Below are 21,453 nucleotides of genomic sequence, written 5' to 3'. Positions count from 1 at the left end.
ATAACTATAGCTAGGCGGTTATATATGTAACCTTATATTTTAATTTTTCTCTATTTTTCCTCTTCATAAGGAGCAGTGATGACTTTTCTTATTTCTCTAGCTATTTTTTCACCTATTCCCTCTACTTGGGTAAGTTCACTCTCTTTTGCAGTGAAAACTCGCTCTACACTTCCGAAATGCCGTAAAAGTCTTCTTGCAAGAACTGCAGACACATAAGGGAGACCTTCTACTATTAGGCGTTGTCGATCTGCCAGAGTTAACGCTTTTTTCTCGCTTCTGACTGCAATCTCCTTTTTTCTTTCTTCTTGTTCGCGTTTTGCTATTAAGTATATGTAGTTTGCCACCTCATTTGGGTCTTTGGCAAATAGTATGGGAATATCCCAGTCTACGGTTAGAGCTGCTAGAGCACCTCTAATGGCATTTGGGTGAATATTTCTAATTCCGTAAAGCTCGCCTTCGATGATAATTATGGGTTTTAGATATGCCTCTTTCAAGCGTCTTGCTTGGTCAAAGAGCCGTCCATCTATTATCGACTGAATAAAGTCATTAGCAGCTTTTCTTTCTATGGCAACATCTTCACTAACTATGTAATCTCCGATGTCAAGTGTTTTGATTTCCAAGTGCACCCCGAGTTCCTTTAACATTTTAGGGACTTGACTTTTAAGCTCACGAGAGTCAACATACACTACAATACCCTTTGGTTTTCGTATGAAAATAGGTTTTATGGGAAGTTTTTCATAGACTTCCTCTTTTGAGACTTCGATTTTTTCTTCTACCTCTTTTATGGTCGTTTCACTTTTTTTCTTCTCTTTTGACTTCACAAATCCAAGAAGAGAGGATTGTTTCTCTTTTTTAACCATATCTTCCACCTTCTTTAAAAGAGAAATCATCTGTTTTTCCTTATGACGGGAACTCCAGTAATAGGCCTCATCTCTTGTCCCTTTTGCCATTAAAATAATTACTTTACCGGGTTTATGGCGTCCAGTTCTTCCCTTCCTTTGAATACTTCGAATGGCAGAGGGTACAGGCTCATAAAAAATCACTAGATCTACTTCTGGCACGTCTAGGCCTTCCTCTCCGACACTGGTGGCAACTAAAACGTTGAACTCTCCCTTAGAAAAGAGATCTAAAATCTGTTTTTGTTTTTTCTGACTTAGACCTTTGTCATTTTCTCTGCTGGCTTGTCCAACAAAGCGCATAGCTTGAATAGGTTCTTTTAGGAGCTCTTCCACTATTTTCTTTGCAGTGTCACGGTAATTTGTAAAGACAATTATTTTTGAGGATGGTTTCTTGTCTAGTTGTTCTTTTATAATTTCCTTCAACTTATCGAGTTTTGGGTGATCAAGTCCAAGCTCCTTAGCCTGTACAAGAAGAGCTATTGCTTTTTTCATTCTTGGGTCTTGGATAATCTCTTTTGTAGATTTTGTTCTGCCCTTCCTCGCTTCTTCATAGAGCTTTTTTAAGTATCCCCTTAATGCGGATAGTCCTTGGGTCTCAAGCAATTCTATCGCGTGATGAAGCTTTAGAGCTTTAGCTTGGTATAGCATAAGTTTTCCTACTTCGTAATTACCTTTTGCCATTTCGGTGTTTATTATTCGACCTGCCTTTAGGACTTCTTTCTTTGGTATGTCGGGGGAATAACTATCGAGTAACCCTGCTCCAGCAAGAGGTTTTAGAGAATCTTTGAGCATTTCACGCAAAAACTTTCTAACGTCTTTATAAATCTCGGGAAGTTCGACTTTGAGCCATTCGAACTTTATCCCCTGTACATAGGGCTTTACGTCAGAAGAATTTTCTGTTCTGAGTTCAATATGTTCTATGAATAGATTTTTCACAATAGCTCTTATTTTTGTCTCGTCGCTTCCAGGAGAGGCCGTTAAGCCTAGAATGAGAGGATGCTTTGATTCTCTCATGTATTCTTTTGCGATATATACATATCCGTAGTTTCCAACAGCTCTATGGGCCTCGTCAAAGATAAGCAAAACCACATCTTCGAGGCTTATTCTACCAACAACAAGATCATTCTCTATAGTTTGAGGAGTAGCTGTAATTATAATACTCTTTCTCCATATCTCTGCTCTTTTTTCGGGAGGAATCTCTCCCGTTAAAGTGTTTACTTTTTCTTCTGGGATGTTAAAGAGTCTCAGGAAACTTTCCCTATGTTGGAGGGCTAAAGGCTTTGTGGGAGCTAGCATTAGGACTTTTCCTCCATATTTGGAGAGGCGGTAGTCTGCTATCATTTGAGCTATTAGAGTCTTTCCTAACCCTGTTGGTAGAACAACTAGGCTATTTTTGTCTTTACACTTTGCGTAGATTACCTCTTGATAAAGCCTTGGCTGTATAAGGTCTTTTCGCAAATACATTGATGTATATTATAGACAAAGAGGTTTATAAAAGCGCCGCTTGGAAATTGTTCTCTCCTCTCTTGAAACTAGTAGGAGACATAGGAGAGTTAACGCGGGAATTTTGTGAGAATCAAAGATGGGAAGTACTAAAAGATAATGAAAGTGGGAGTTGTTCCTTCTTACCGAAACTCTAAAAAGGGAAACTTCCAAATGGATTCAGGTGAGAGAAGAAGTGCCCCGAGGAATGGGAAGAGGTAGGGGTCGGAGAAGGAAAATGCGTTTTATAGGTTTTATTCCTGAGGTTAGACACTTTTATCCGGCTAAGCCTCCGTTTGGCCCTCCTCAACCTCCAATCTTCATGACATATGAGGAGTTTGAGGTATTGAGATTAGTTGATTATGAAGGGTTAACGCAGGAGGAGGCTGGCCAAAGAATAGGTGTTTCGAGAGGAACAGTGTGGAGAGCATTAACATCAGCGAGAAAAAAAGTTGCTCAAATGCTTGTTGAAGGGAGGGAGTTGATAATTCTTGCCCAAGGAAATGAAATTCCAAAGGAGGAATCACCTTAAGAGCCAGTAATTCTCTATGTAAACTTCTTTTATACCTTCCTCTTTAGCTGCATGATAGACCTCTTCCATTTGTTTTTTGCTTGTAGGTAGAACATCATGCATTAAGTGCTGAGGAGCAAAACCGAGAAGAACGTAAGGAATCTCTGGATCCAGTTTTGCAAGATATGTTGCTATTTTTCTGACCTCCTCCCCGTCAATGTAATGAGGAACTACAAGAGTGCTCACGACTAACAGTGGGGGTTCGTTTCTTGTTTTCATTGAAGAAATAAGTTTTATGTTTTCCTTTATTCTTTGAAGGGCTTTTTCTCCGTTTATGCCTGTTAAGGCCTCATAAACTTGGGGTGTGTATGCTTTCCAATCAATTTTTATTATTCCTCCGCTTTCAATGCTTAATTTGGCCATTTCTTTCATAATATTTGGGTTTTCGAGACCATTTGTTTCCCAGCAAATCCTTTTTGTTGATTCGATATTTTTTGCTCGTTTGAGGATTTCTCTTGAGGTTTTAATTGCATAAGGTGCGTGTGGTGTGGGATCTCCACCAAAGTAACATACACAAGAGACCTCTCTTTTCATAGCAACATTAGCAAGTTCTTCTGAGCTTATGATAATTCCCGCTAAAGGATCGATATTTCCATTTTTTATCATGTATTTGTGTTCTATGTTTTGGCAAAAGAGGCAATCTAAGTTACAGCCGGCGAAAAAGACTGCTAAGTTACAGAATCCTCTGTGTTTTGCCTCAGGACACACAGGTTGTGCAACACAGTTTGTGGGATGAGGATCAAGATACCAGTGGAGGTATCCATAGTCAAAACTTCCAGTTATTGGCACCAATTTTCCTTTTCTGTTCCAGATTATCCCACAATAGCCAGGATTTCCTTCTAGAATTTGACATTCATTAACACAGATTTTACAGGAAATTTCTCCGTTTTGAGGAGGAAGGGAAGGCAAGTTTATTAGCTTCCGCCATCTGAAATGAGACTTCATAACTTTTTCTAAAGCTTTTTGAGGGTTTTTCCTAAGGCAGTTAACACATACCCCAATTGCTTCACTAATTTCTTCAGACTCGTACCCACATAATTCACACTTCGCCATTCTAAAAAGATTTGAGAAATATTTTATAAATAGTTTCTTCTTACTAACAACACAACTGAAACTAAACACACTAGCACTCTAAAAATAAGAAAAACCATGAATGCTATTCTGATATTTGCCCCAAATATTGCTGCTATTATCCACCACAAGGGATTTTCATTCAAGAGATACGCTAGCACAATCCCTACACTGTTTCTTGTTTTGTGATAGACCCATGTAAATAGGAACCCAAAGAAAAGAATATCAACGGGATCAAGTTTTCCGGTTAGTAGTGGTGTATTATATAGTCCAGACCATAAAATAGCTATCCAAAGTACTGCAAATCTAGGAGAAATGTCTCGCATGAGTTCATAGGGAAAAGCTTGCCAAAAAGCGAAGGCAACAGTGCCAATTAAACCCCAGAATAGGACTGCGAATATTAAAATTCCTAACGAAATTGGAAAATTTGCCCAGGACGGTTTAGCAGCAACTAATAATGTATCAATACCTACAATTTGCATACCAATGAGCCAAAACAACGGGATGGGCGTTGAAAGAGCTGCAGCCAATAGAAAGCTATTGCGTAAATTATCTCTTCTAATTCCAAAAAGGGAGGGGAGTAATTTTTCATTATTCAATTTTAGTACAAGAATAGCAACTAAAAATATTCCTATAAATGTAATCCCAATCGTCGCTGTAAGATCTAAAAGGATGTAAGAATTTTTTAAATAGTATTTTATAACAAGCGTTGAACCGTAGACAATTAGATAGACAAGCAAATAAAACATCACCACGCTTTCTATTTTTTTGCTCCTTAAATTATCTGGGCGGTGCGGACTCATAGTTATACACTCACAATAATATTATTTAAAAATTAGTGAGTGGGAGAAATAGAAAGTACTATCTTAAAATCTCTTCTTCTACTATCTTTGCAATTTCTTTAAGAGCTTTAGATGCTTTAGACTCTGGAAATGCTTCAATAACTGGTTGAAGCATTGTCATACTTTTTGGAACTGCTTTGTCATACGGTATCTCGCCGATTATAGGTATATCTTCTTCCTCAGCAAACTCATGTAATCTTCTAAACCCTGGATTTAGGTCTGCTTTATTGATTATTAGGTAAGCTGGTTCTCTAAAGTGCTGAACAACTTTGTAAACTCTCTTTACATCACTCAATGAAGCAGGAGTTGGCTCCGCAATAAGTATTACTGCATCTGCGCCTCCAAGACTTGCTATTACTTGACATCCAATCCCTGCTGCTGAGTCCACTATCATGTGTTCTAGATTTTGTTCTTTCATAATTTTCTTGGCCCATTCTTTCTCTTCAGTAACAAGCTTTCCACTATTTGGTCTACCCACATCAAGCTGTGCTGAGATTAAGGGAAAGTTGTATTTTGTCGTTGTCTTTCTAATTATGCCAGACCGAACTTCTTCTAAAGTGATTACTCCTTTCACTGGACACACAAGCCTGCAAACACCACAACCTTCACATGTTAATTCATTCACTATGTAATCTCCATCAATGAAGTTTATACAATCATAAGGACATCTCTCAGCACATATACCACATTGTATGCATGTTTCTGTGTTTATTTTGGCAACTTTTGCTCCTATGAGTTCTTTTTCCTCTTCCCATTTCTCCACATTAAAGAGTAAGTCCAGATTAGGCGCATCAGCATCAGCATCAATCGCTATTAGCTTATAAGTGTCTTTAAGAAGGTAAACTAGTGAAGCAGTAACACTTGACTTTCCAACTCCACCTTTTCCGCTTGCTATCGCGATCTGCATCCTTCTCACCCCACGTATTCTGCAACTTTTTTGGCAAGTTCTTTGAAGACCTCTGCCTCTTTATTCTCGCTTAACACTATAGGCTTCCCCTCAATATAGCTGCGGATTATATTCTCGCTATATGGAATTTCTGCGACTATCTCTACTTTGTATTCTTTTGCCACTTTTTGAACTCCTTCCCTATTACCAAGGCTGCTTCGATTGAGGACTATCCAAGTCTCAATACCCATAAGCTCTGCAAGCTTTAGTATGAGTTCGAGATCATGCAGACCCAATGGAGTTGGTTCTGTAACTGCAATTAACAGTTTTGAATTTTCTAAAGCTTTGGAAACGGTGTTACTTGTACCTGCAGCAGTATCTACTAGTAAAAGCTTTTTCTCGAGCTTTTGTGCTCTCTCTTTTGCTGCAACTACAATTGGCATAGCTCTCTCTTCTCCTTCCAAGAGTTTGCCTGTTATGAGGGGAAATCCATAGACAGTGTTTGTTAGGTATGTGTGCCCCATGGTTTTCTGTCTCTCCAATATTGCCTCCGGAACCGGGCATACTATCTCACATCCTCTACAACCAGAACATAAAGTTGGTATCAAGAAGGGGGTTCCATCCTTCATAGTGATTATTGCATTTTCTTCACAAATCTCAGCACACTTTCTACATTTGATGCACTTTGAATAGTCAAAACGAGGCATAAACATGTTGACAGGTTCTTCATTTTGAAGCTCAACATTAAGGAGTATGTGGTCATTTGGTGCTTCAACATCTAAATCAGCTAATGCAAGGTCGAAATATTCCTTTAGGGCTATTGCTAGGTTAATTGCAACTGTCGATTTTCCTGTTCCTCCTTTACCCCCACTCACTGCTATTTGCATGTGTTCACCTCCAGAGTTAGGGAGGCCTAAAACTTTAAAAATTTTGTGCATATGCTATCATGATGATCTGGAAATGAGAAAGCTTAGAGTTGCATTTGGTATGAAAGATTATGAAACTTTGGCAGATACTCACTATGGGGATTCAAAATTTTTCTCGATATACGAAATCAGGGGGTGATGCAAGTTTTGAATTAGTGGAAAAGAGATCAAACGGAGCGTTAAATTGTGTTCTTCGCTCAGCCGAGAGGTTTAAACATTGTGCTCAAGCATATTGTGGGAGGAAGTTTGACGAAATCTGGAATGAATTTGAAGAAAAGTAGCAGAAAACTGATGTTCCGGCTAAATGTTAAGTTAATCGAAAAGTTTTTAAGATTTTGTGCATATGCACATAACAGAAATATGGGTGGTGATGAGGATGAGGATTGGAATATCAAGTTCGACAAATGGAGGATTGGAAGATACCATAGCTCCAGTATTTGCGCGGGCACCAGTGTTTACAATAGTTGATGTGGAGAATGGGGAGATAAAGAATGTCAAAGTACTCCAAAATCAAGCTGCATACGCAGGAGGAGGGGCTGGTCCAATAGCTGTACAGGCACTTATAAACGAAGGGGTTGATACAATAATAGCATCACAAATAGGGCCAAATGCCATGGGTGCCATTCAAGCAGCTGGGATCAAATACTACACCTTTCCGGCAGGAACATCAATAAAGGAAGCTGTTGACAGAATTATAAAGGGAGAAACTCCTTCGCCACCATCAGAATTTCCACGAGCTCCATCTTATCCTCCTGTTCAAGTGTCCTCCCAGAACCCACAGTATTATCCTCCTGTTCCACCGTATCCAGCGTACGGCTTTGGTTGGGGTAGAGGATTTGGTAGAGGTATAGGAGGAGGATTTGGTAGAGGTTGGGGTAGAGGAGGACGTGGCTGGGGAGCAAGATTAGGATACTGTCCATGGACTGGAATGCCAAATAGAAGAAACTGGATAGCTAGATATTTTGGCTGGTGGTGAACTTTTCTCTTTAATTTTTGGAGGATTAAAAATGCCACGAGGAATGGGGAGGGGCTATAGAAGACAAAGTTTCTTTAACTATCGCCTGAGAGAACCTTATTATTTGATTGACATGCTTTTGCTGATTGGAATTATTTACTTTTTCATAAAGCTACTTTTTGTGGCCCTTCCGTATACCTTGGGCTTCATAGTGCTTCTCATTATCAGAGGTTTTCTGAGGCCAAATAGGGGTGGAGGTTTTTTGAGCTTATGCAAACTTTTTTAAATTCGGTCTCCCTAATTCTTTGGGGTGATAATCATGAAAATAGTGGTAGCAACTGCGAAAGGTGGATTGAATGATTTTGTTAACCAAGCTTTTGGGAGAGCTCCAATGTTCACAATAGTGGATATTGAAGAAGGGCAAATAAAAAATACTAAAGTAGCTCCTAATCCTGGTGCAAGTGCTTCAAGAGGAGCTGGTGTTCAGGCGGCTCAATTTTGTATAAATGAAAGTGCAAATGTTGTCATAGCTGGTCAGTTTGGACCCAACTCTTCCCAAATACTTCAAGCATCAGGCATAAGGTTTGTTTCAGCTCCTCCAACCATGACTGTAGAAGAAGCTGTGAGGGCATTTTTACGTGGTGAATTGACTCAAGCAATTCTAGGCCCTGAAGGGGGGATGGGTCCTGGAAGAGGCAGCAGCCGAACGATGGGCCGTGGAAGAGGTCAAGGAATGGGACACAGAAGGGGACAAGGCAAAGGTGGTTGGTGACTTTTCTTTTTATCTTCTACTTAAGAGAAATCCGTTTATACTTCATTTACCTAATAATTGTTTGGTGAACCTCATGAAATATAGCAAATTAGCTGTAAAAATTTTAGAGTATGAAGAGAAAGAAATATACTATGATCCTGTTTACCACGGAAGGAGCTTGAAAATTTTTGGGATCGACGATGATCCAACCAAAGTGATTGAGTACATTGGGGATAGGTTTCTAGAGAAGGAATATGGATTGGTTTTCTTTGATACGAGAGGAAAATACTCAAAGGAGAAGTTTGATACAATAGTAAAAATAGAGGACAATAAACCAACTGGTCTGGATCCAATAAAAATGGCAAAGGAAGGTATTTTAAAGAACTTTTACACAGCGGCAACTATAATCCAAACAATTTATGGGTTAGATCGTTCCCTTACGAATAAACTTTACTCTGATATACTAACAGGAAAAATAAAAAGTGTTCCAGAGGCTGCAGTGTCTAAAGAGAAGTATAGTGAAGTGATACGAGAAACTTATACTACTCTTGATGAGGTTTTCTTTAAGGGCAAACCTCCAGAGCTTGGAAAAAGTGTTCTCATAGACTTTGGCAACGCTTACAGCATAACTCTTGTAGGAATGGCGTTCTTAATTCTTGCAGCAGCAGTGAAAGATAGAAGGAATACCTTAATAGGTATTGATGATGCTGCAGTTCTTTTCTATACTACTCCAGGAAGTGCTGCTATTCCTTTATTGACCCAGCCCATGAGGGGAAGAGTTACTCTTTTAGCGTCTAGATATGTAGCAGAGAACCTTCTTAATGTTCCGGGTCCGACACTTGTCCTTTACAATGATCCTGATCTGCAGAGCATGATTTATGAAGCAAATGGGGTCCCACAAGGAGCCATGAGAAAGCATGTTCTCAAAGGAGAAGGAGCTTTCGTATGGAGAACGACACAGACCTTAGAAGTTGAGTTTGGTAAACTGTTGATTTGAGGGAGTCAAAGATGAGAATTACAGTACTTTTTGAGAATCATGCAGGGTTTAAAAAGGGCCTCTTAGGATACCATGGATTTTCTCTTTTTATTGAATACGATGGGAGGAGAATTTTAGTGGATGTTGGAACGGAAGGGAAAATTCTTCTCCATAACATGGAAGCCTTGGAAATAGATCCAGAAAAAATCGATGCAGTCGTTTTAACTCACGGTCATTACGATCACACTGGAGGGTTGAAGGAGTTTCTTAGAGCTAGGAGAAGTGCTATAGATATTTATGCTCACCCTGAGATCTTTCTACAGCGAATAGCACTAAAGCCCAAGCGAAGGGATATAGGGATTCCATATCTCCAAGAAGAATTGGAAAAGCTTGGAGCAAACTTTATTCTTGATAAAAAGCCATTAAAGATTTTTGATGGAGTTTGGACTAGCGGAGAGATCAAGAGAGTAACTTGGGATAGAAGAGTTGGATATATTGTGAAAGATAATGGGCTTATCAAAGATCCTGTTAGGGATGATATAGCACTAGTTGTAGAAGATGGAGAGAGTGTCATTGTAATAACGGGTTGTGGTCACAGTGGGATCTTAAATATAGTCGCTCAAAGTTCGTTGAATAAACCTGTTAAGGCCCTAATAGGAGGTTTCCATCTGATGGGCTCTAACGAGAGATTGCGGAGGGAGGCAATAAGAGGTCTAAAAGAATTGGGCGTTCAAAAACTTTATGCAGGTCATTGCACGGGTTTTGAAGCAATGGCATCATTTATGTACACTTTTGGAAAAAACTTTGAGCCCCTATATGTTGGAAAAGTGATAGAGCTTTAAAATAACTCTTACCTATCTGAGGGTCTTAGTCTTTAGGAGAAGAAAAAAGTTAGTTGTTACGCGGTTTATGTCCTTTACCAAGGCTATGGTCAGCCAGAGTGGTAATACAAAAACCTTAAAGAGGATTAGATTAACCTAATTTTGGTGATCATTATGAGAACCTTAATTGCCTTTGGTCCTGTTCCTTCTCGCAGACTTGGGAGAAGTCTTGGGGTAAACAACATTCCCGACAAGTTTTGTTCTTATGCTTGTGTTTACTGCCAAGTTGGGAAGACCCTAAAGATGGAAATTAAAAGAAAGGAGTTTTATGGTCCAGAAGTTATCTTTGAAGACGTTAAGAAAAAAGTTGAAGAAGTGAAGGCAAGAAATGAGAAAATTGATTATATTACTTTTGTTCCTGATGGAGAGCCAACATTAGATGTAAACCTTGGAAAGGAGGCTGAGCTTTTAACGGAACTTGAAATTCCTCTTGCAATTTTAACGAACTCTTCTTTGATATGGCGTGATGATGTTAGAGAAGAGCTGTTGAGGTTTAATTTTGTCTCTTTAAAAGTTGATGCTGTTAGTGAGGAGTTATGGCGAAAAATAGATAGGCCTCATAAAAGTCTGAGGCTTAATACAATTTTGGAGGGTATGATAGAGTTTAGAAAAGAGTTCAAAGGTAAACTTGTAACAGAGACTATGCTAATTGATAGAGTAAATTATAGAGATGAGTTTGAGAGGATAGCAGAGTTTTTGAAAGAGCTAAAGCCTGATGTAGCATATATCTCAATTCCTACTAGACCACCAACGGAAAAATGGGTTAAACCACCAAAAGAAGAAATTATTAACCAGGCATTTCAAACTTTTGCAAAAGTCGTTGATAGGGTTGAATATTTAATTGGCTACGAAGGAAATGCTTTCACTTTTACGGGAAACATTGAGGAGGACTTATTGAGCATTACAAGTGTTCATCCGATGAGAGAAGATGGCGTGAAGGAACTTTTAAAGAAAGCAAATGTTGATTGGGGGATCGTTGAAAAGCTTTTGAATACGGGAAAGCTCATTGAACTTGAGTATGAAGGAAAAAGGTTCTACATGAGGAGATTGCCTAGTAGAAACTCTTCAAGGGAATGATGTTTGTGAAAATTTATAATTCTTTAAGTAATGAGATTTTAGTGATGATATTATGGAGATAAGACTTAATGGAAAGTTAGCTTTTACAACGGCCTCTTCTAAAGGGATTAGTTTTGGTGTTGCAAAACTTCTAGCAATGGGGATTGATGTAATACTACTTTCAAGAACGAGGAGGAACTTTTAAAAGCGATAAATTTATTAAAATTTGAAGATAAAAATAGATAGGTGCGCTCAATGCGTGGTCCTTTTCCCGACCAGAAAACCATTAAAGATTCTGAAATAATGTCGAAGGTAAAACAGAAAGAATTTCTTAGTCAGAGTAGGGAGCTTAGAGATTACTCAAAACTTGAGAGTGCAATAGTGATACTCCTTGGATTAATTGTGGTAGGTTTTGTACTCTTTGTGCTGAGCAATTATTTTTAACATAGTCATGAAGGTAATAGAGAAACTCTAAAGTTCATCCTCATCGAATATAAAGAGCTCATCTAAACTCATAAAGTAAAAAGAAGAGGTAGCTTGAAAAAGAGTAGGTGAGTTGTGGAGGTGAAATGGTGAGAAGACCCTTTTTCTGGCTGATCATTGCTTCATTCTCAGCTTTCTTTGGTGAAGTTACGATAGGAGCAACTCTTTATCCTTTCTTTACTTCCTGGGGACTACTTGTAATTCTTCCCCTCTATGGACTCCACACTCTAATTTTAGGTTCAGTTGTTTACCACTTTGGGAAACCAAGATTCGAAACACTCTACTTAGCAGGCGTTATTTTCGGTCTTTATGAGGCATACATAACGAAAGTTATATGGAATCCTGAGTGGGAGTCGCCAATTCACATTGGAGGCATAGGCATCTTAGAGGTTCTTGTAATAGTACTCTTTTGGCACCCATTTATGTCTTTTATACTCCCTATAGGTGTTGCTGAATTATTAACATCTAAAAGGAATGTATTACCCAGCCCACTACTCAAAAGACCTTATCTTTTTGCTTTTATATTTGGGATGCTTGAAAGCTCTAACTCTCCATCACCATTTGCATCTTTCACATCTGCTGTGAGCACGCTTGGAGTTATTCTCCTTTTAATCTACATTTGGAGGCAAAAATTCGATAGAGATGATGATATGGAAGGACTTCTTCCTACAAAGGGGGAGCTTAAGTTCTTAATTCCTGTGTTGTTGTTATACTACGTAGTTCTGGGTTTCGGGATAAATCCAGCAGCAATACCAGAAATAGGGCCTCAGGCTGTTATCTGGTTACTCTATGCTTTGACATTCTATTTAATCTACAGAGCACTGAAGAGATCAAAGAGAGAGGATATAGAAAGAGTTGAGTATGAGCTTGATTTTTATCGACTGTTTGTCCTTTCTCTCATTTTCATGATCTCAGCAGTGTTGTTCTCAACCCTTGAAGTGCAATTTCATGAGCTTAAGTTCATCATACTCGCCGTTCTTTGGGTTGTAGGAAGCGGTATAGGGGTAATCAGCTTTTGGAAAAGTGCTAAATGGGCATTGGAAGCATGATTGGATGATAAAATCATCAGAACTCCGATTTATCAATCCTATTATTTGAATGCACAATGTTCATATATCATGTAATGTTTATAGAGTAAAGAGGAGGTGATATTTTGGCAATTATGAGGTTGTGGCATGGCAAAGTTCCTATTGAGAAAGCTGATGAGTATGAGAAGTTCTTAATTGAAAGGGCAGTACCGGATTATAGCTCTGTCGATGGTTTACTAAAACTATATTTCACACGAAAAGATGAAGACACAGTGGCTCATTTCCTTCTTGTAACTATCTGGGATTCTATGGAGTCTATTAAAAAATTCGCTGGTGAAAATCCAGAACTTGCGAAGTATTATCCAGAAGACGACGAATTCTTACTGGAAAAAGAGAAATACGTTTCCATGTATCGTGTGTTTTATGAGAACTAACCTTCTTCCCGCCCTAAAGAATGAGACTTTCAAGAGGTAACTAATGCGAAACCAATATAAAATGCAAAGAATAATACAATATTAATTCTGAAATATCTCTCTAGGTGATGATCATGGGATTAATTGAGGACAAGGCCCTAGTTGAGGCTGCTTTATTCGTATCTGGTAGGCCGCTGAGTGTGAAAGAGATTTCGAAGGCTTTGGGAATAAAATCCCTTGACTATATCGAGAAGCTTATTGAGCTTATAGCAGCGGAATATGCAGAAAGAAACAGTGCTATAGAGGTAGTGAGGGTTTTAGGAGACAAATACGTAATGCAAGTTAAGCAAGAGTATTCTCAAAGGGTAGTTCAGTTAATGCCAAGGCCAGATCTGAGAACAGGAGAACTCAAGACACTCGCATTGATAGCATATCTTCAGCCAATCGAGCAGAGCAAATTAGTGAAGCTCAGAGGAAGCCAGGTATATGAACATATAAAACGTCTGCTGGGAATGGGCTTGGTATATGCGGAGCCCTATGAAAGAACAAAAATCCTTGGAACAACCCAAAAGTTTGCTGAGCTTTATGGCTTTCCAGAGAATGATCCTCTCATAATTAAAGAGGCCTTTAAAAAAGTTGTTCATGCAGAGTATTCTGACTTGATATCTAAAATAGAGAAGGAACAAAAAAACGAAAACACCGAGTAGTAATTCTTTATGCTGCTTATTTTTTCTTTTTCAGAGGTATAGGGAAATATTAAGGGTTTATTGCGAATTCAAAAACTTTAAATACCTGTTCTATTAATTACTATCTAGGTGAGTGTATATGGTAGTCATAACTAAAGATGAGATTGTAAAAAGAATACGGCAAAAAACAGGCATGAGTATGGAGGAGATAGAAGCTAAAATCAATGAGATTGCACGGGCTAATGAGATCTCTGAGCATGCCGCTGCTCTCTTACTGGCAGAAGAACTCGGGGTAAAAACTGAAGAAGAGGAAGCTCCACTTATGCATCTCGCTGATTTGGTTCCAGGAATGAGGGGAGTTAATATAGTTGGAAGAGTTCTTCGAAAATATCCTGTTAGGGAATACAAGAAGAAAGATGGTTCTTTAGGAAGGGTAGCAGGACTTCTGATTTATGATAGCACTGGAAGGGCAAGAGTTGTTCTGTGGGATTCTGAAATTGCAAAGTATTACAATGAGATACAAGTTGGAAGTGTGGTTAAGATAATAAACGCCGATGTAAGGGAAAGTCTTAGAGGTCTTCCAGAGCTTCATGTAAGCTTCAGGAGCAGACTCATTTTAAATCCGGACGACCCAAGAGTAAGTGAGATTCCGCCTATTGAGGAGGTTAGGAGCTATAATTACACAAGAAAGAAGATTGGAGAGCTAATGGGTGGAGAGAAATTTGTAGAAGTTAGGGGCACAATAGCCAAACTTTACAGAGTCATTGCTTATGATGCATGTCCTCAATGTAGGAGAAAAGTTGATTATGATCCAGCGACAAACGTATGGATATGTATAGAACATGGGGAAGTAAAACCAATAACTGCTACGATTCTTGACTTTGGTCTGGATGATTCCACAGGTTACATTAGAGTCACTTTATTTGGAGATGACGTGGTAGAAATTCTCGGTGTAGAACCTGAAGAAATAGGCGAGAAACTTAAGGAACTGATAAAAACAGGCATGACTACAAGGGAAGCTGGTAGAAAGCTAGCAGAGGATGAATTTTATCATGTGCTTGGTAAAGAGATAGTAGTTAGAGGAAATGTTGTTGAAGATCGCTTCTTAGGCCTGATATTGAAGGCTTCATCTTGGGATGATGTGGATTGTAAAAGAGAAATTGAAAGAGTTAGGAGAGAGCTTTTGGAGGAGGTAGAGTGATATGGAAGAGATGCCAGTTCGTATTAAAAGACGCAGACCTGCTGTGGAAAGAAAAATCTCTGAAATTACTCTTGATGATCTTAGAGTATCCCTTATTGGTAAAGTTGTCAAGGTAGATAAGATAGACTATATTTTCTGGCTTGATGACGGAACTGGGGTTGTTCCAATTGAATGTGAGGAGAACATCTTACCAAAAATTGGTCAGACAGTGAGGATAATTGGTAGAGTCATTAGGAATGAAGAAATGCACATTTACGGTGAGGTTGTTCAGGACTTTAGCAATGTGGACATAGAGTATCTAGAGGAAGTGCAAGAACTCGAAAAAAAGCTTCTCCCGAAAATTAAAAATGCTCTTGCAGGGTGGTTAGAATGAAAAAGAGATTACCTTCAACTAGGGTTTATATAAAGGATATACTTGAAGGGTTTTATGTAAAAAGTGAGGGTGATTTCGAACCTAATTATCTAATCACAAAGGATGCAAGGAAAGTTTACAGAGCAAAAATTGTAGGCACTGTAGTCAGAGAACCAATTATTGCAGAGGATGAAACTTATGGTAAGTTTCAGATTGATGACGGAACTGGAGTGATATGGGTTCTTGGGTTTAGGGATGATACGAGATTCATTCGTTTAGTGAAAAAAGGAGACATGGTTCAGCTAATTGGTAAAATTACAGAATGGAGAGATGATAAGCAAGTGTTGATTGAAGGAGTGACCAGAGTAGACCCGAACATGTGGATATTACATCGCTATGAGACCTTAAGAGATAAAGTGGAGCACATCAAGAAGGCAAGATTGGCCTTTGAGATATATAATACGTATGGAATAACAGCAAAAGCGAGAGTAATAGCTAAGAACAAAGGAATATCCGAAGATTTACTTGCTACCATTGATGAACTTTATGCTGTGATAATGGAGCAAAAAGCTGAGGAGTCTGCATTTGAGGAAGAATTCTTTGAGGAGGCCGAAAAAGTTAAGGAAGGTTTGGAAGAAGTTAAGAAAGCAGTACTTGAGATTCTCCGATCAAAGGGAATGGCCGTTTCACTTAAGTTTATTCAAAGAAAACTGCAAGACAAGTACGATATAGAAACCATTGAAGAGGCCATTAGGACCCTTTTGGCGGAGGGTGAAATCTTTGAACCAGAGATAGGCTATTACCAGATTCTTGAATGATTTTTCCTTTTTTAAAATATTAAAAAGTGGTGTTAATATTGTTCTCTCATAGTTCTAATAACTGGGTCATGTATTAGTGTTGATGTAATTCCGTCTACTAGTCTGTAGAACTCATTTTTGCCCTTTTCCAAGTCTAGGTTCTCGATTTTAAGAAGTTCACACTTGCTTCCAAGTATCCATCTCCCCAAGATTATTTTCTCTCGGCCTTCATATTCTGCGTCTAATCTGATCACCCCATACGGGATGTCTGCAGTCCACCAATTTGCTTTAAAGGTGACTTTCCATCCCAGTTCTTCAAGAAGATTTGCTAGTTGATCCATGGTTTCACCAGGTCCATATGGGGTTTTAAACGTGATGAGAGTCCAAAGTTTAGGATTAGCCAACTCTTTTTCGATTACGTCTCTAAATTCCATTTACTACACCTCCCTTGTTATTGATCCTAGTAAAAAGCTAAGCACTGCCAAATATATGGCAATTTTCAGCTTTCTTTGAACCTTCCCGGCAGTTGTAGGAGAGGGGCTTTTTAAAACTTCGTAACTTGCCCATAAAATTATTCCATCCACAAAGATTATAGGGAAGTATCCAAGACCTATTCCCACCCTTACAGGAAGGAACGACGCCATAATGGTAGTTATGTTGAATAAAACTCCAATCATGGAAGCCCTCTTAACTCCCCAAATAATAGGGAGGGTCTTTGCACCTTGGATTTTATCACCTTCTATGTCTTCGACATCTTTGAAAATTTCTCTGGCAACGTTTACCAAGAATGCACAAAGAGCAAGATAACCTGCTAACCCTATTTTCTCAACGGCGATTGCGCCGTAAATAGGCGTTGCTCCAGTTAAGGTTGCAACGGCTAAGTTCCCGATGAATGGCAGGGGTTTGAGTTTCCATGCATAGAGGAACATCAATAAATATGCACCTAATGCAAAGAGAAATGCTTCAATACCAATTAAATATGCTATAAAAAGGCCTGAAAGTGCCAGGGAGAGACCATAAATGAGGGCAGTATTTCTGGAAAAGGCTCCTCTCGGAAGAGGTCTCTTTGGTCTGTTAATTTTATCAATTTCATAATCAAAATAATCATTTATAGTGTTTCCCCAGCTACATCCTAAGAAAACTACTAAGAATATCAGCAAACTTGTTTTGTTAGGAGGTAAACTACCTAAGGCCACAGTAGCGCCAAGGATGCCTACTAAACCTGCGATAATACAATTAGCCGGTCTTACAATTTCAACGAGTCCTTTGACTTCCATTAGGAGCACCTAATACTACCAGACACTTTTTGGTTAAAAATGTTTCTCTAAAGGGCTTCTCTAGGGAGGAGGCCGAGCTCTTCTCCGTCTTCCCTAACTCTAATTCTGCCTAACCTTATTTCCGTAATTTTTTCAAGTTCTTCCTTATTTAGGGGAGTCATTAAATGAGCTTTAAGCTCGTTGAAATTTATGAGCTTGAGAATCCCCAATCCCAAACAAAACCCTTTCCTGTCTATAAGGCCAACGATAAGATTGCTTAAGTTTTCAAAATCACAGGTTACAAGTGTGTTTCGATCAAATCCTCTGGGAAAGTTCCCAATATCGGCTTTTACCACGAAATACTTATTGGAAATTTTTCTTCCGTGAAAGATTATCCACCTAAAAAGACGCTCTAGTGTATTCTTCTCTTCTTCAGTGATTTTTGTCCCTTGGAACATTAGCGTGCCACTTATGTTTATCTGTTGCAGGTCAATCTCCCATTCATGGGATTCTTTGAAATATCTTTTCCACTTGTCTCGTCTTATTTTTCTTCTTTCTTCTCTGGTGTGAATTCTCGCGTTTTCACTAATTTTCAACTTGAATATTCTTATTTTATCCTCAAAAGGCTGAATAATATTTTCAAGCTCGTCTTTTTTCTGAAGGGCAATAATAATGTCAGGATTAGTTACTTCGATTTTCATTCGTTTTAATTCTACACCTGGGCCATGGACTAGGCCAGTAGTGTCTATAAGAATAACGTCTGCCCTTTTAATGCCCTCATTCACAAGGAGTTTTACACCAGTTATCATTTCCCCAAAGAACTGATTGGGAGTAATGGTGCCTACAAAATAGTGTTTTTCGGCTTTTATCTCATCTAGCGAGGTAAACACCTTCTCTGGAAATCCAAGGCTAATGACTGCTGGAGGAAGAATTCCCTTTTGACCTATATCACTATCAATTATTCCTACTCTAAGGCCCTCTTTTAACAGTTCATTTGCTAAAAAGACTGTGAGTGTGGTCTTTCCACTATCTACACTCCCTATTATCATGACTTTTACAGGTTTTTTGAGCTTTTTGATGACTTCAACAACTTCTTTTCTATCTTCTGGAACTCTGTTTGTGTACTTGGCTTTATTCATAGTTAAAATTAAAAAGGAAATAATTAAAAAATTAACCCTGAGCATTGGATGGCAATAAGTAGTGGGATTTGTTTACAAAGACCAAAAGATTTATTAAACTCTCAAACGTATTGGTTTATGATGGCAAAGAAAATAGTAAGGGGTGATTGAAAATGAATAATGAAACTGCACTTACATCAAGGCAGATAGAATTGCTTAAGAAGCTTTACAAAGAGGGGAAGACTATAGAGGTACACACAGTTGAAAAAACACAAGATGAAATTGCAGATGAGCTTGGAATAACGAGACAAGCTCTGAGCAATCACCTTAAGACTCTCAAAGAGCTTGGATATATAAGAACAGGAAGAGGGTTTATCGATCTTACAGACAGAGCATTAGAATTCCTTGGGGAGAAAAAAGGGATGTGTTTATTTTTGTTAGAATTGAACCCACAAAAAGAAAACAAGTTTATGAGTCCATTAGAAAGCTTAAAATTAAACGGATTCACAGAGTTACTGGTGACATAGATCTTATTGTGGAAGCGGACAAAACAAGACTTGATGAGATTTTAGAGGAAGTAGCTTCTCTTGACGGTGTTAGAGAAACTATAACCCACGTTGTTCTTGAGACCTTTTGATCTTTTCTTCTATTAATTTTCTGAGTTCCTCGAGATTTGTACCAAATTTTGCTGAAATTGGTATAAAAGTATCTTTATGATCATCCCAACTACCGGAAAGCCCGAATTTCTCTATAAGCTTGTTTATTGTAGCAGGAATATTTTTCATTTTGTCCATTTTATTAACAGCTACAATGGTTGGAATCTCTAGCTCTTGAAGAAACTGGAAGAATTCGACATCTATTGGGATTTCTCCTCGTTTTTCCCAGCGTTCGATAATTTCGAGGGCACTTTTACCATCTATGACAAGAACAGCTAGATCAATTTTATCAGCATTGTTTTCAATAAATCTCACTATTTCAGTTTTTATTTTCTCTTGAACGTGTTTTGGTACTCCACTCATAAATCCAAATCCGGGCATATCTACTATTGTCTTGCCCCTCCAACCGAGTTCGATAGGTTTTCTGGTAACTCCCGGTCTCTTTCCTCGCTTGACGTATTTGCCTGTGAGCCTGAATATGAGGGTGCTTTTTCCAACATTTGAACGACCTACAAAGACTATCATAATCTTCACCTTTTTAACTTCGAGAAAGGCTTAAGTATAGTAACTTCAAAAATCTTTCTTAGGTGAATGCCATGGCCGAAAGTCAACAGGCAAATCAACTTGTTAATAAGTTCGTGGTGTCGTTAACCGAGGGACAAATACTGGGTTATGTAACGGACATTAATGTTGAAGTAGATCATGACCAGTTCTATTTTATATTTAAAATTAAGACTCTAGAGAACCTTGCTAAAACTGGTGAAGTTCAGACAGGAATGTTTTCAAGCGAAAGAAAAATAAGAATCCGCCCTTCAGATATAGTAAATGTTGGACCTGATGTGATAATCCTTGGAAATGGGCAAGTTCCTCCCATAAGGGAGATTGAGCAACTTCACAATATTGCTTCGGAATATAATGCACTAGTAAAAGAACTTGAGCATAAAGAAAGAGTTATTGCAGAGTTGAAAGAGGAAAACTCTAAGTTAATAAAACAAATGGATGAACTTACAAGAGAATTAAAGAGGCTTCAAGTGATTAAGGAAGATTTTGAACATTTAAAGGAGCAACTTATAAAACAAGAGGGACAACTTGAAATGGCTAAGGAATACATCAGACTTCTAGAGGGATTACGGCATGATATTGATCAGATAAAGGCTGATGTTGAAACCCTCCTTAAAGGATATATTGAAGATGCTATTAGAAGGATAGTGAATGAGGAATTAAATGCAAGAGGGTTGAAGAAAACACTCCTTTAACTAAAGATTTGGCTTCCAAAGACGTTGAGGAGTATTTCAATGGCAATGAAAATCAATACTATTGCTATGGCCCCTTTGGGGCTTATTTTTATCGCTCTTGTATCTTCGTCGAAAAATCTCATTAAACCTGCACCGGTTGGTGGAAGAGTTGTTTTTTCCTTCGCCATTTTTCTCACCTCTTTGTTGAAAAGGTAAAGTGAAGGTATATAAAAAAGTTTTGATATTAAACTGAATCATTCGAGAGTTTCTGGTATTGTGATATTGTATAAGTTTCTAAAGATTTAATGATGAATTTGTTGTTCTAAGTAAAATTAAATGTTACTTAACTCTTGATTTGATTATGGAAATCTTTAAATATAACAAGAACACTAGCCACAATTGAAAAAATTCAGCTAGGAAGAGGAGTAAGTAATTGATTGGAGCATCATGAAAGCCTTGGACAATTCTTCCTCTCCCTTGTGTGCTCCCTCTAACACCATGAGAGGTCTTAGGAAGTTATTTTGGAGGTGTGAAAATTGCCGATGTATATTATAACCCATAAGTGGGCCCCTGAAGAGGAAATAGCTGCACTCAAGGAAGCTACTAGATTCTTTGAATCCATTTTGGTTGAAGGCGCAGAACTTCCTAAAGGATTAGAGTTTTTGGCCAGTTATAACTTCACTCATGGTTCATATACTATCTGGAAAGCACCAAAAAAGGAAATACTTGAAAAAATAATGGAAGACTTCCCAGTTTTCAAAAAGGAAGCAGAGATCGTCGAAGTTGTTCAGAGTTATCCACCTACTACGGAGTATGTTGTAAGGATATGGAAGATGGTTATTGCCCTCGCTCAGAAGTGAGCCAGATTTTTGTTTTTTCTTTTTAATTTTCACGCTATTATAGTTTTTATCGTTGAAGAAAGTTTTATATAT

General features: G+C 38.3%; 25 protein-coding genes and 2 pseudogenes. 17 read left to right on the top strand and 10 right to left on the bottom strand.

The annotated features are described in order from the left end of the window. Positions 1–50 precede the first annotated feature (50 nt). On the bottom strand, positions 51–2,363 hold the full coding sequence (locus EP1X_RS06200) for a DEAD/DEAH box helicase (protein WP_055282755.1): 2,313 nt from the start codon (positions 2,361–2,363) through the stop codon (positions 51–53). Between the two features lie 214 nt (positions 2,364–2,577). Between EP1X_RS06200 and EP1X_RS06195 the strand changes: the two genes are divergently transcribed. Next, positions 2,578–2,913 (top strand): DUF134 domain-containing protein, encoded by a 336-nt coding sequence (locus tag EP1X_RS06195; protein ID WP_055282903.1) that lies wholly within the window; start codon positions 2,578–2,580, stop codon positions 2,911–2,913. Here the strand turns inward: EP1X_RS06195 and EP1X_RS06190 are convergent. The 4 genes from EP1X_RS06190 to EP1X_RS06175 all read right to left on the bottom strand — a co-directional run bounded on the left by EP1X_RS06190 (position 2,905) and on the right by EP1X_RS06175 (position 6,638). Further along, on the bottom strand, positions 2,905–4,005 hold the full coding sequence (locus tag EP1X_RS06190; protein WP_055282901.1) for a radical SAM protein: 1,101 nt from the start codon (positions 4,003–4,005) through the stop codon (positions 2,905–2,907). The two genes, EP1X_RS06195 and EP1X_RS06190, sit on opposite strands and share 9 nt — an antisense overlap. A gap of 23 nt (positions 4,006–4,028) precedes the next feature. Continuing rightward, positions 4,029–4,772: a hypothetical protein gene (locus EP1X_RS06185; RefSeq protein WP_156300717.1), complete on the bottom strand. Its 744-nt coding sequence runs from the start codon at positions 4,770–4,772 to the stop codon at positions 4,029–4,031. A gap of 112 nt (positions 4,773–4,884) precedes the next feature. Continuing rightward, the gene (locus EP1X_RS06180) at positions 4,885–5,772 is read right to left on the bottom strand and encodes a P-loop NTPase (RefSeq protein ID WP_055282751.1); all 888 of its coding nucleotides are present in this window, start codon (positions 5,770–5,772) and stop codon (positions 4,885–4,887) included. A 5-nt stretch (positions 5,773–5,777) separates the two neighbouring features. Then, positions 5,778–6,638: a P-loop NTPase gene (locus tag EP1X_RS06175; RefSeq protein WP_055282749.1), complete on the bottom strand. Its 861-nt coding sequence runs from the start codon at positions 6,636–6,638 to the stop codon at positions 5,778–5,780. A gap of 415 nt (positions 6,639–7,053) precedes the next feature. Here EP1X_RS06175 and EP1X_RS06170 point away from each other — a divergent pair, with 415 nt between their 5' ends. The 13 genes and pseudogenes from EP1X_RS06170 to EP1X_RS06110 all read left to right on the top strand — a co-directional run bounded on the left by EP1X_RS06170 (position 7,054) and on the right by EP1X_RS06110 (position 16,277). Continuing rightward, a complete protein-coding gene (locus tag EP1X_RS06170; protein WP_055282748.1) occupies positions 7,054–7,653 on the top strand; it encodes a NifB/NifX family molybdenum-iron cluster-binding protein in 600 nt (199 codons plus the stop codon). Between the two features lie 298 nt (positions 7,654–7,951). Next, on the top strand, positions 7,952–8,404 hold the full coding sequence (locus EP1X_RS06160) for a NifB/NifX family molybdenum-iron cluster-binding protein (RefSeq protein ID WP_055282743.1): 453 nt from the start codon (positions 7,952–7,954) through the stop codon (positions 8,402–8,404). 73 nt (positions 8,405–8,477) lie between these two features. Continuing rightward, positions 8,478–9,380, top strand: a complete 903-nt coding sequence (locus tag EP1X_RS06155; RefSeq protein ID WP_055282741.1) for a hypothetical protein — start codon at positions 8,478–8,480, stop codon at positions 9,378–9,380. An 11-nt stretch (positions 9,381–9,391) separates the two neighbouring features. Beyond that, positions 9,392–10,201, top strand: a complete 810-nt coding sequence (locus EP1X_RS06150) for an MBL fold metallo-hydrolase (RefSeq protein ID WP_055282739.1) — start codon at positions 9,392–9,394, stop codon at positions 10,199–10,201. Positions 10,202–10,354: 153 nt separating this feature from the next. Further along, positions 10,355–11,317 carry a radical SAM protein gene (locus EP1X_RS06145; protein ID WP_055282738.1) on the top strand — a complete coding sequence of 321 codons (963 nt, stop codon included), beginning with the start codon at positions 10,355–10,357 and terminating at the stop codon, positions 11,315–11,317. 52 nt (positions 11,318–11,369) lie between these two features. Next, positions 11,370–11,495: pseudogene (locus EP1X_RS10235) on the top strand (short-chain dehydrogenase); the annotation flags it as partial. Between the two features lie 56 nt (positions 11,496–11,551). Continuing rightward, positions 11,552–11,740, top strand: a complete 189-nt coding sequence (locus EP1X_RS06140) for a hypothetical protein (RefSeq protein ID WP_055282736.1) — start codon at positions 11,552–11,554, stop codon at positions 11,738–11,740. A gap of 125 nt (positions 11,741–11,865) precedes the next feature. Then, a complete protein-coding gene (locus EP1X_RS06135; protein ID WP_055282734.1) occupies positions 11,866–12,828 on the top strand; it encodes a hypothetical protein in 963 nt (320 codons plus the stop codon). Between the two features lie 113 nt (positions 12,829–12,941). Next, complete coding sequence (locus EP1X_RS06130) at positions 12,942–13,241, top strand: antibiotic biosynthesis monooxygenase (protein WP_253276548.1); 300 nt, start codon at positions 12,942–12,944, stop codon at positions 13,239–13,241. 113 nt (positions 13,242–13,354) lie between these two features. Then, entirely contained in the window at positions 13,355–13,927 is a 573-nt protein-coding gene (scpB, locus tag EP1X_RS06125) for an SMC-Scp complex subunit ScpB (RefSeq protein WP_055282731.1), read from the top strand. Between the two features lie 118 nt (positions 13,928–14,045). Continuing rightward, the gene (locus tag EP1X_RS06120; protein ID WP_055282729.1) at positions 14,046–15,107 is read left to right on the top strand and encodes an OB-fold nucleic acid binding domain-containing protein; all 1,062 of its coding nucleotides are present in this window, start codon (positions 14,046–14,048) and stop codon (positions 15,105–15,107) included. Between the two features lies 1 nt (position 15,108). Continuing rightward, on the top strand, positions 15,109–15,480 hold the full coding sequence (locus tag EP1X_RS06115; protein WP_055282727.1) for a hypothetical protein: 372 nt from the start codon (positions 15,109–15,111) through the stop codon (positions 15,478–15,480). Beyond that, on the top strand, positions 15,477–16,277 hold the full coding sequence (locus EP1X_RS06110) for an OB-fold nucleic acid binding domain-containing protein (protein ID WP_055282725.1): 801 nt from the start codon (positions 15,477–15,479) through the stop codon (positions 16,275–16,277). The genes EP1X_RS06115 and EP1X_RS06110 overlap by 4 nt, the downstream gene beginning before the upstream one ends. A 32-nt stretch (positions 16,278–16,309) precedes the next feature. Here the strand turns inward: EP1X_RS06110 and EP1X_RS06105 are convergent, their stop codons facing one another. From EP1X_RS06105 to EP1X_RS06095, 3 genes are read right to left on the bottom strand one after another with little or no spacing between them, the layout of a single operon-like run. Next, entirely contained in the window at positions 16,310–16,690 is a 381-nt protein-coding gene (locus EP1X_RS06105; protein WP_055282724.1) for a hypothetical protein, read from the bottom strand. A gap of 3 nt (positions 16,691–16,693) precedes the next feature. Further along, positions 16,694–17,533, bottom strand: a complete 840-nt coding sequence (locus EP1X_RS06100) for a geranylgeranylglycerol-phosphate geranylgeranyltransferase (RefSeq protein WP_055282722.1) — start codon at positions 17,531–17,533, stop codon at positions 16,694–16,696. A 47-nt stretch (positions 17,534–17,580) separates the two neighbouring features. After that, the gene (locus EP1X_RS06095) at positions 17,581–18,651 is read right to left on the bottom strand and encodes a Clp1/GlmU family protein (RefSeq protein ID WP_055282720.1); all 1,071 of its coding nucleotides are present in this window, start codon (positions 18,649–18,651) and stop codon (positions 17,581–17,583) included. 152 nt (positions 18,652–18,803) lie between these two features. Here EP1X_RS06095 and EP1X_RS06090 point away from each other — a divergent pair. Next, positions 18,804–19,267, top strand: a pseudogene (locus EP1X_RS06090) (helix-turn-helix domain-containing protein). Here EP1X_RS06090 and engB read toward each other — a convergent pair. After that, positions 19,236–19,811 carry a GTP-binding protein EngB gene (engB, locus tag EP1X_RS06085; protein WP_055282718.1) on the bottom strand — a complete coding sequence of 192 codons (576 nt, stop codon included), beginning with the start codon at positions 19,809–19,811 and terminating at the stop codon, positions 19,236–19,238. The pseudogene EP1X_RS06090 and the gene engB overlap by 32 nt on opposite strands. 71 nt (positions 19,812–19,882) lie before the next feature. On the opposite strand from engB, the gene EP1X_RS06080 reads away from it, so the two are divergent. Then, entirely contained in the window at positions 19,883–20,542 is a 660-nt protein-coding gene (locus EP1X_RS06080; RefSeq protein WP_055282717.1) for a hypothetical protein, read from the top strand. On the opposite strand, the gene EP1X_RS06075 is transcribed toward EP1X_RS06080, so the two are convergent. Continuing rightward, positions 20,539–20,709 (bottom strand): preprotein translocase subunit Sec61beta, encoded by a 171-nt coding sequence (locus EP1X_RS06075; protein WP_055282715.1) that lies wholly within the window; start codon positions 20,707–20,709, stop codon positions 20,539–20,541. The genes EP1X_RS06080 and EP1X_RS06075 overlap by 4 nt on opposite strands. 348 nt (positions 20,710–21,057) lie before the next feature. On the opposite strand from EP1X_RS06075, the gene EP1X_RS06070 reads away from it, so the two are divergent. Continuing rightward, on the top strand, positions 21,058–21,381 hold the full coding sequence (locus EP1X_RS06070) for a hypothetical protein (protein WP_156300716.1): 324 nt from the start codon (positions 21,058–21,060) through the stop codon (positions 21,379–21,381). Positions 21,382–21,453 lie beyond the last annotated feature (72 nt).

Source organism: Thermococcus sp. EP1, assembly GCF_001317345.1.
GTDB lineage: Archaea > Methanobacteriota_B > Thermococci > Thermococcales > Thermococcaceae > Thermococcus_A.
The sequence above is the reverse complement of the archived record's forward strand: the minus strand, read 5'-3'. Positions and strand labels throughout refer to the sequence as shown.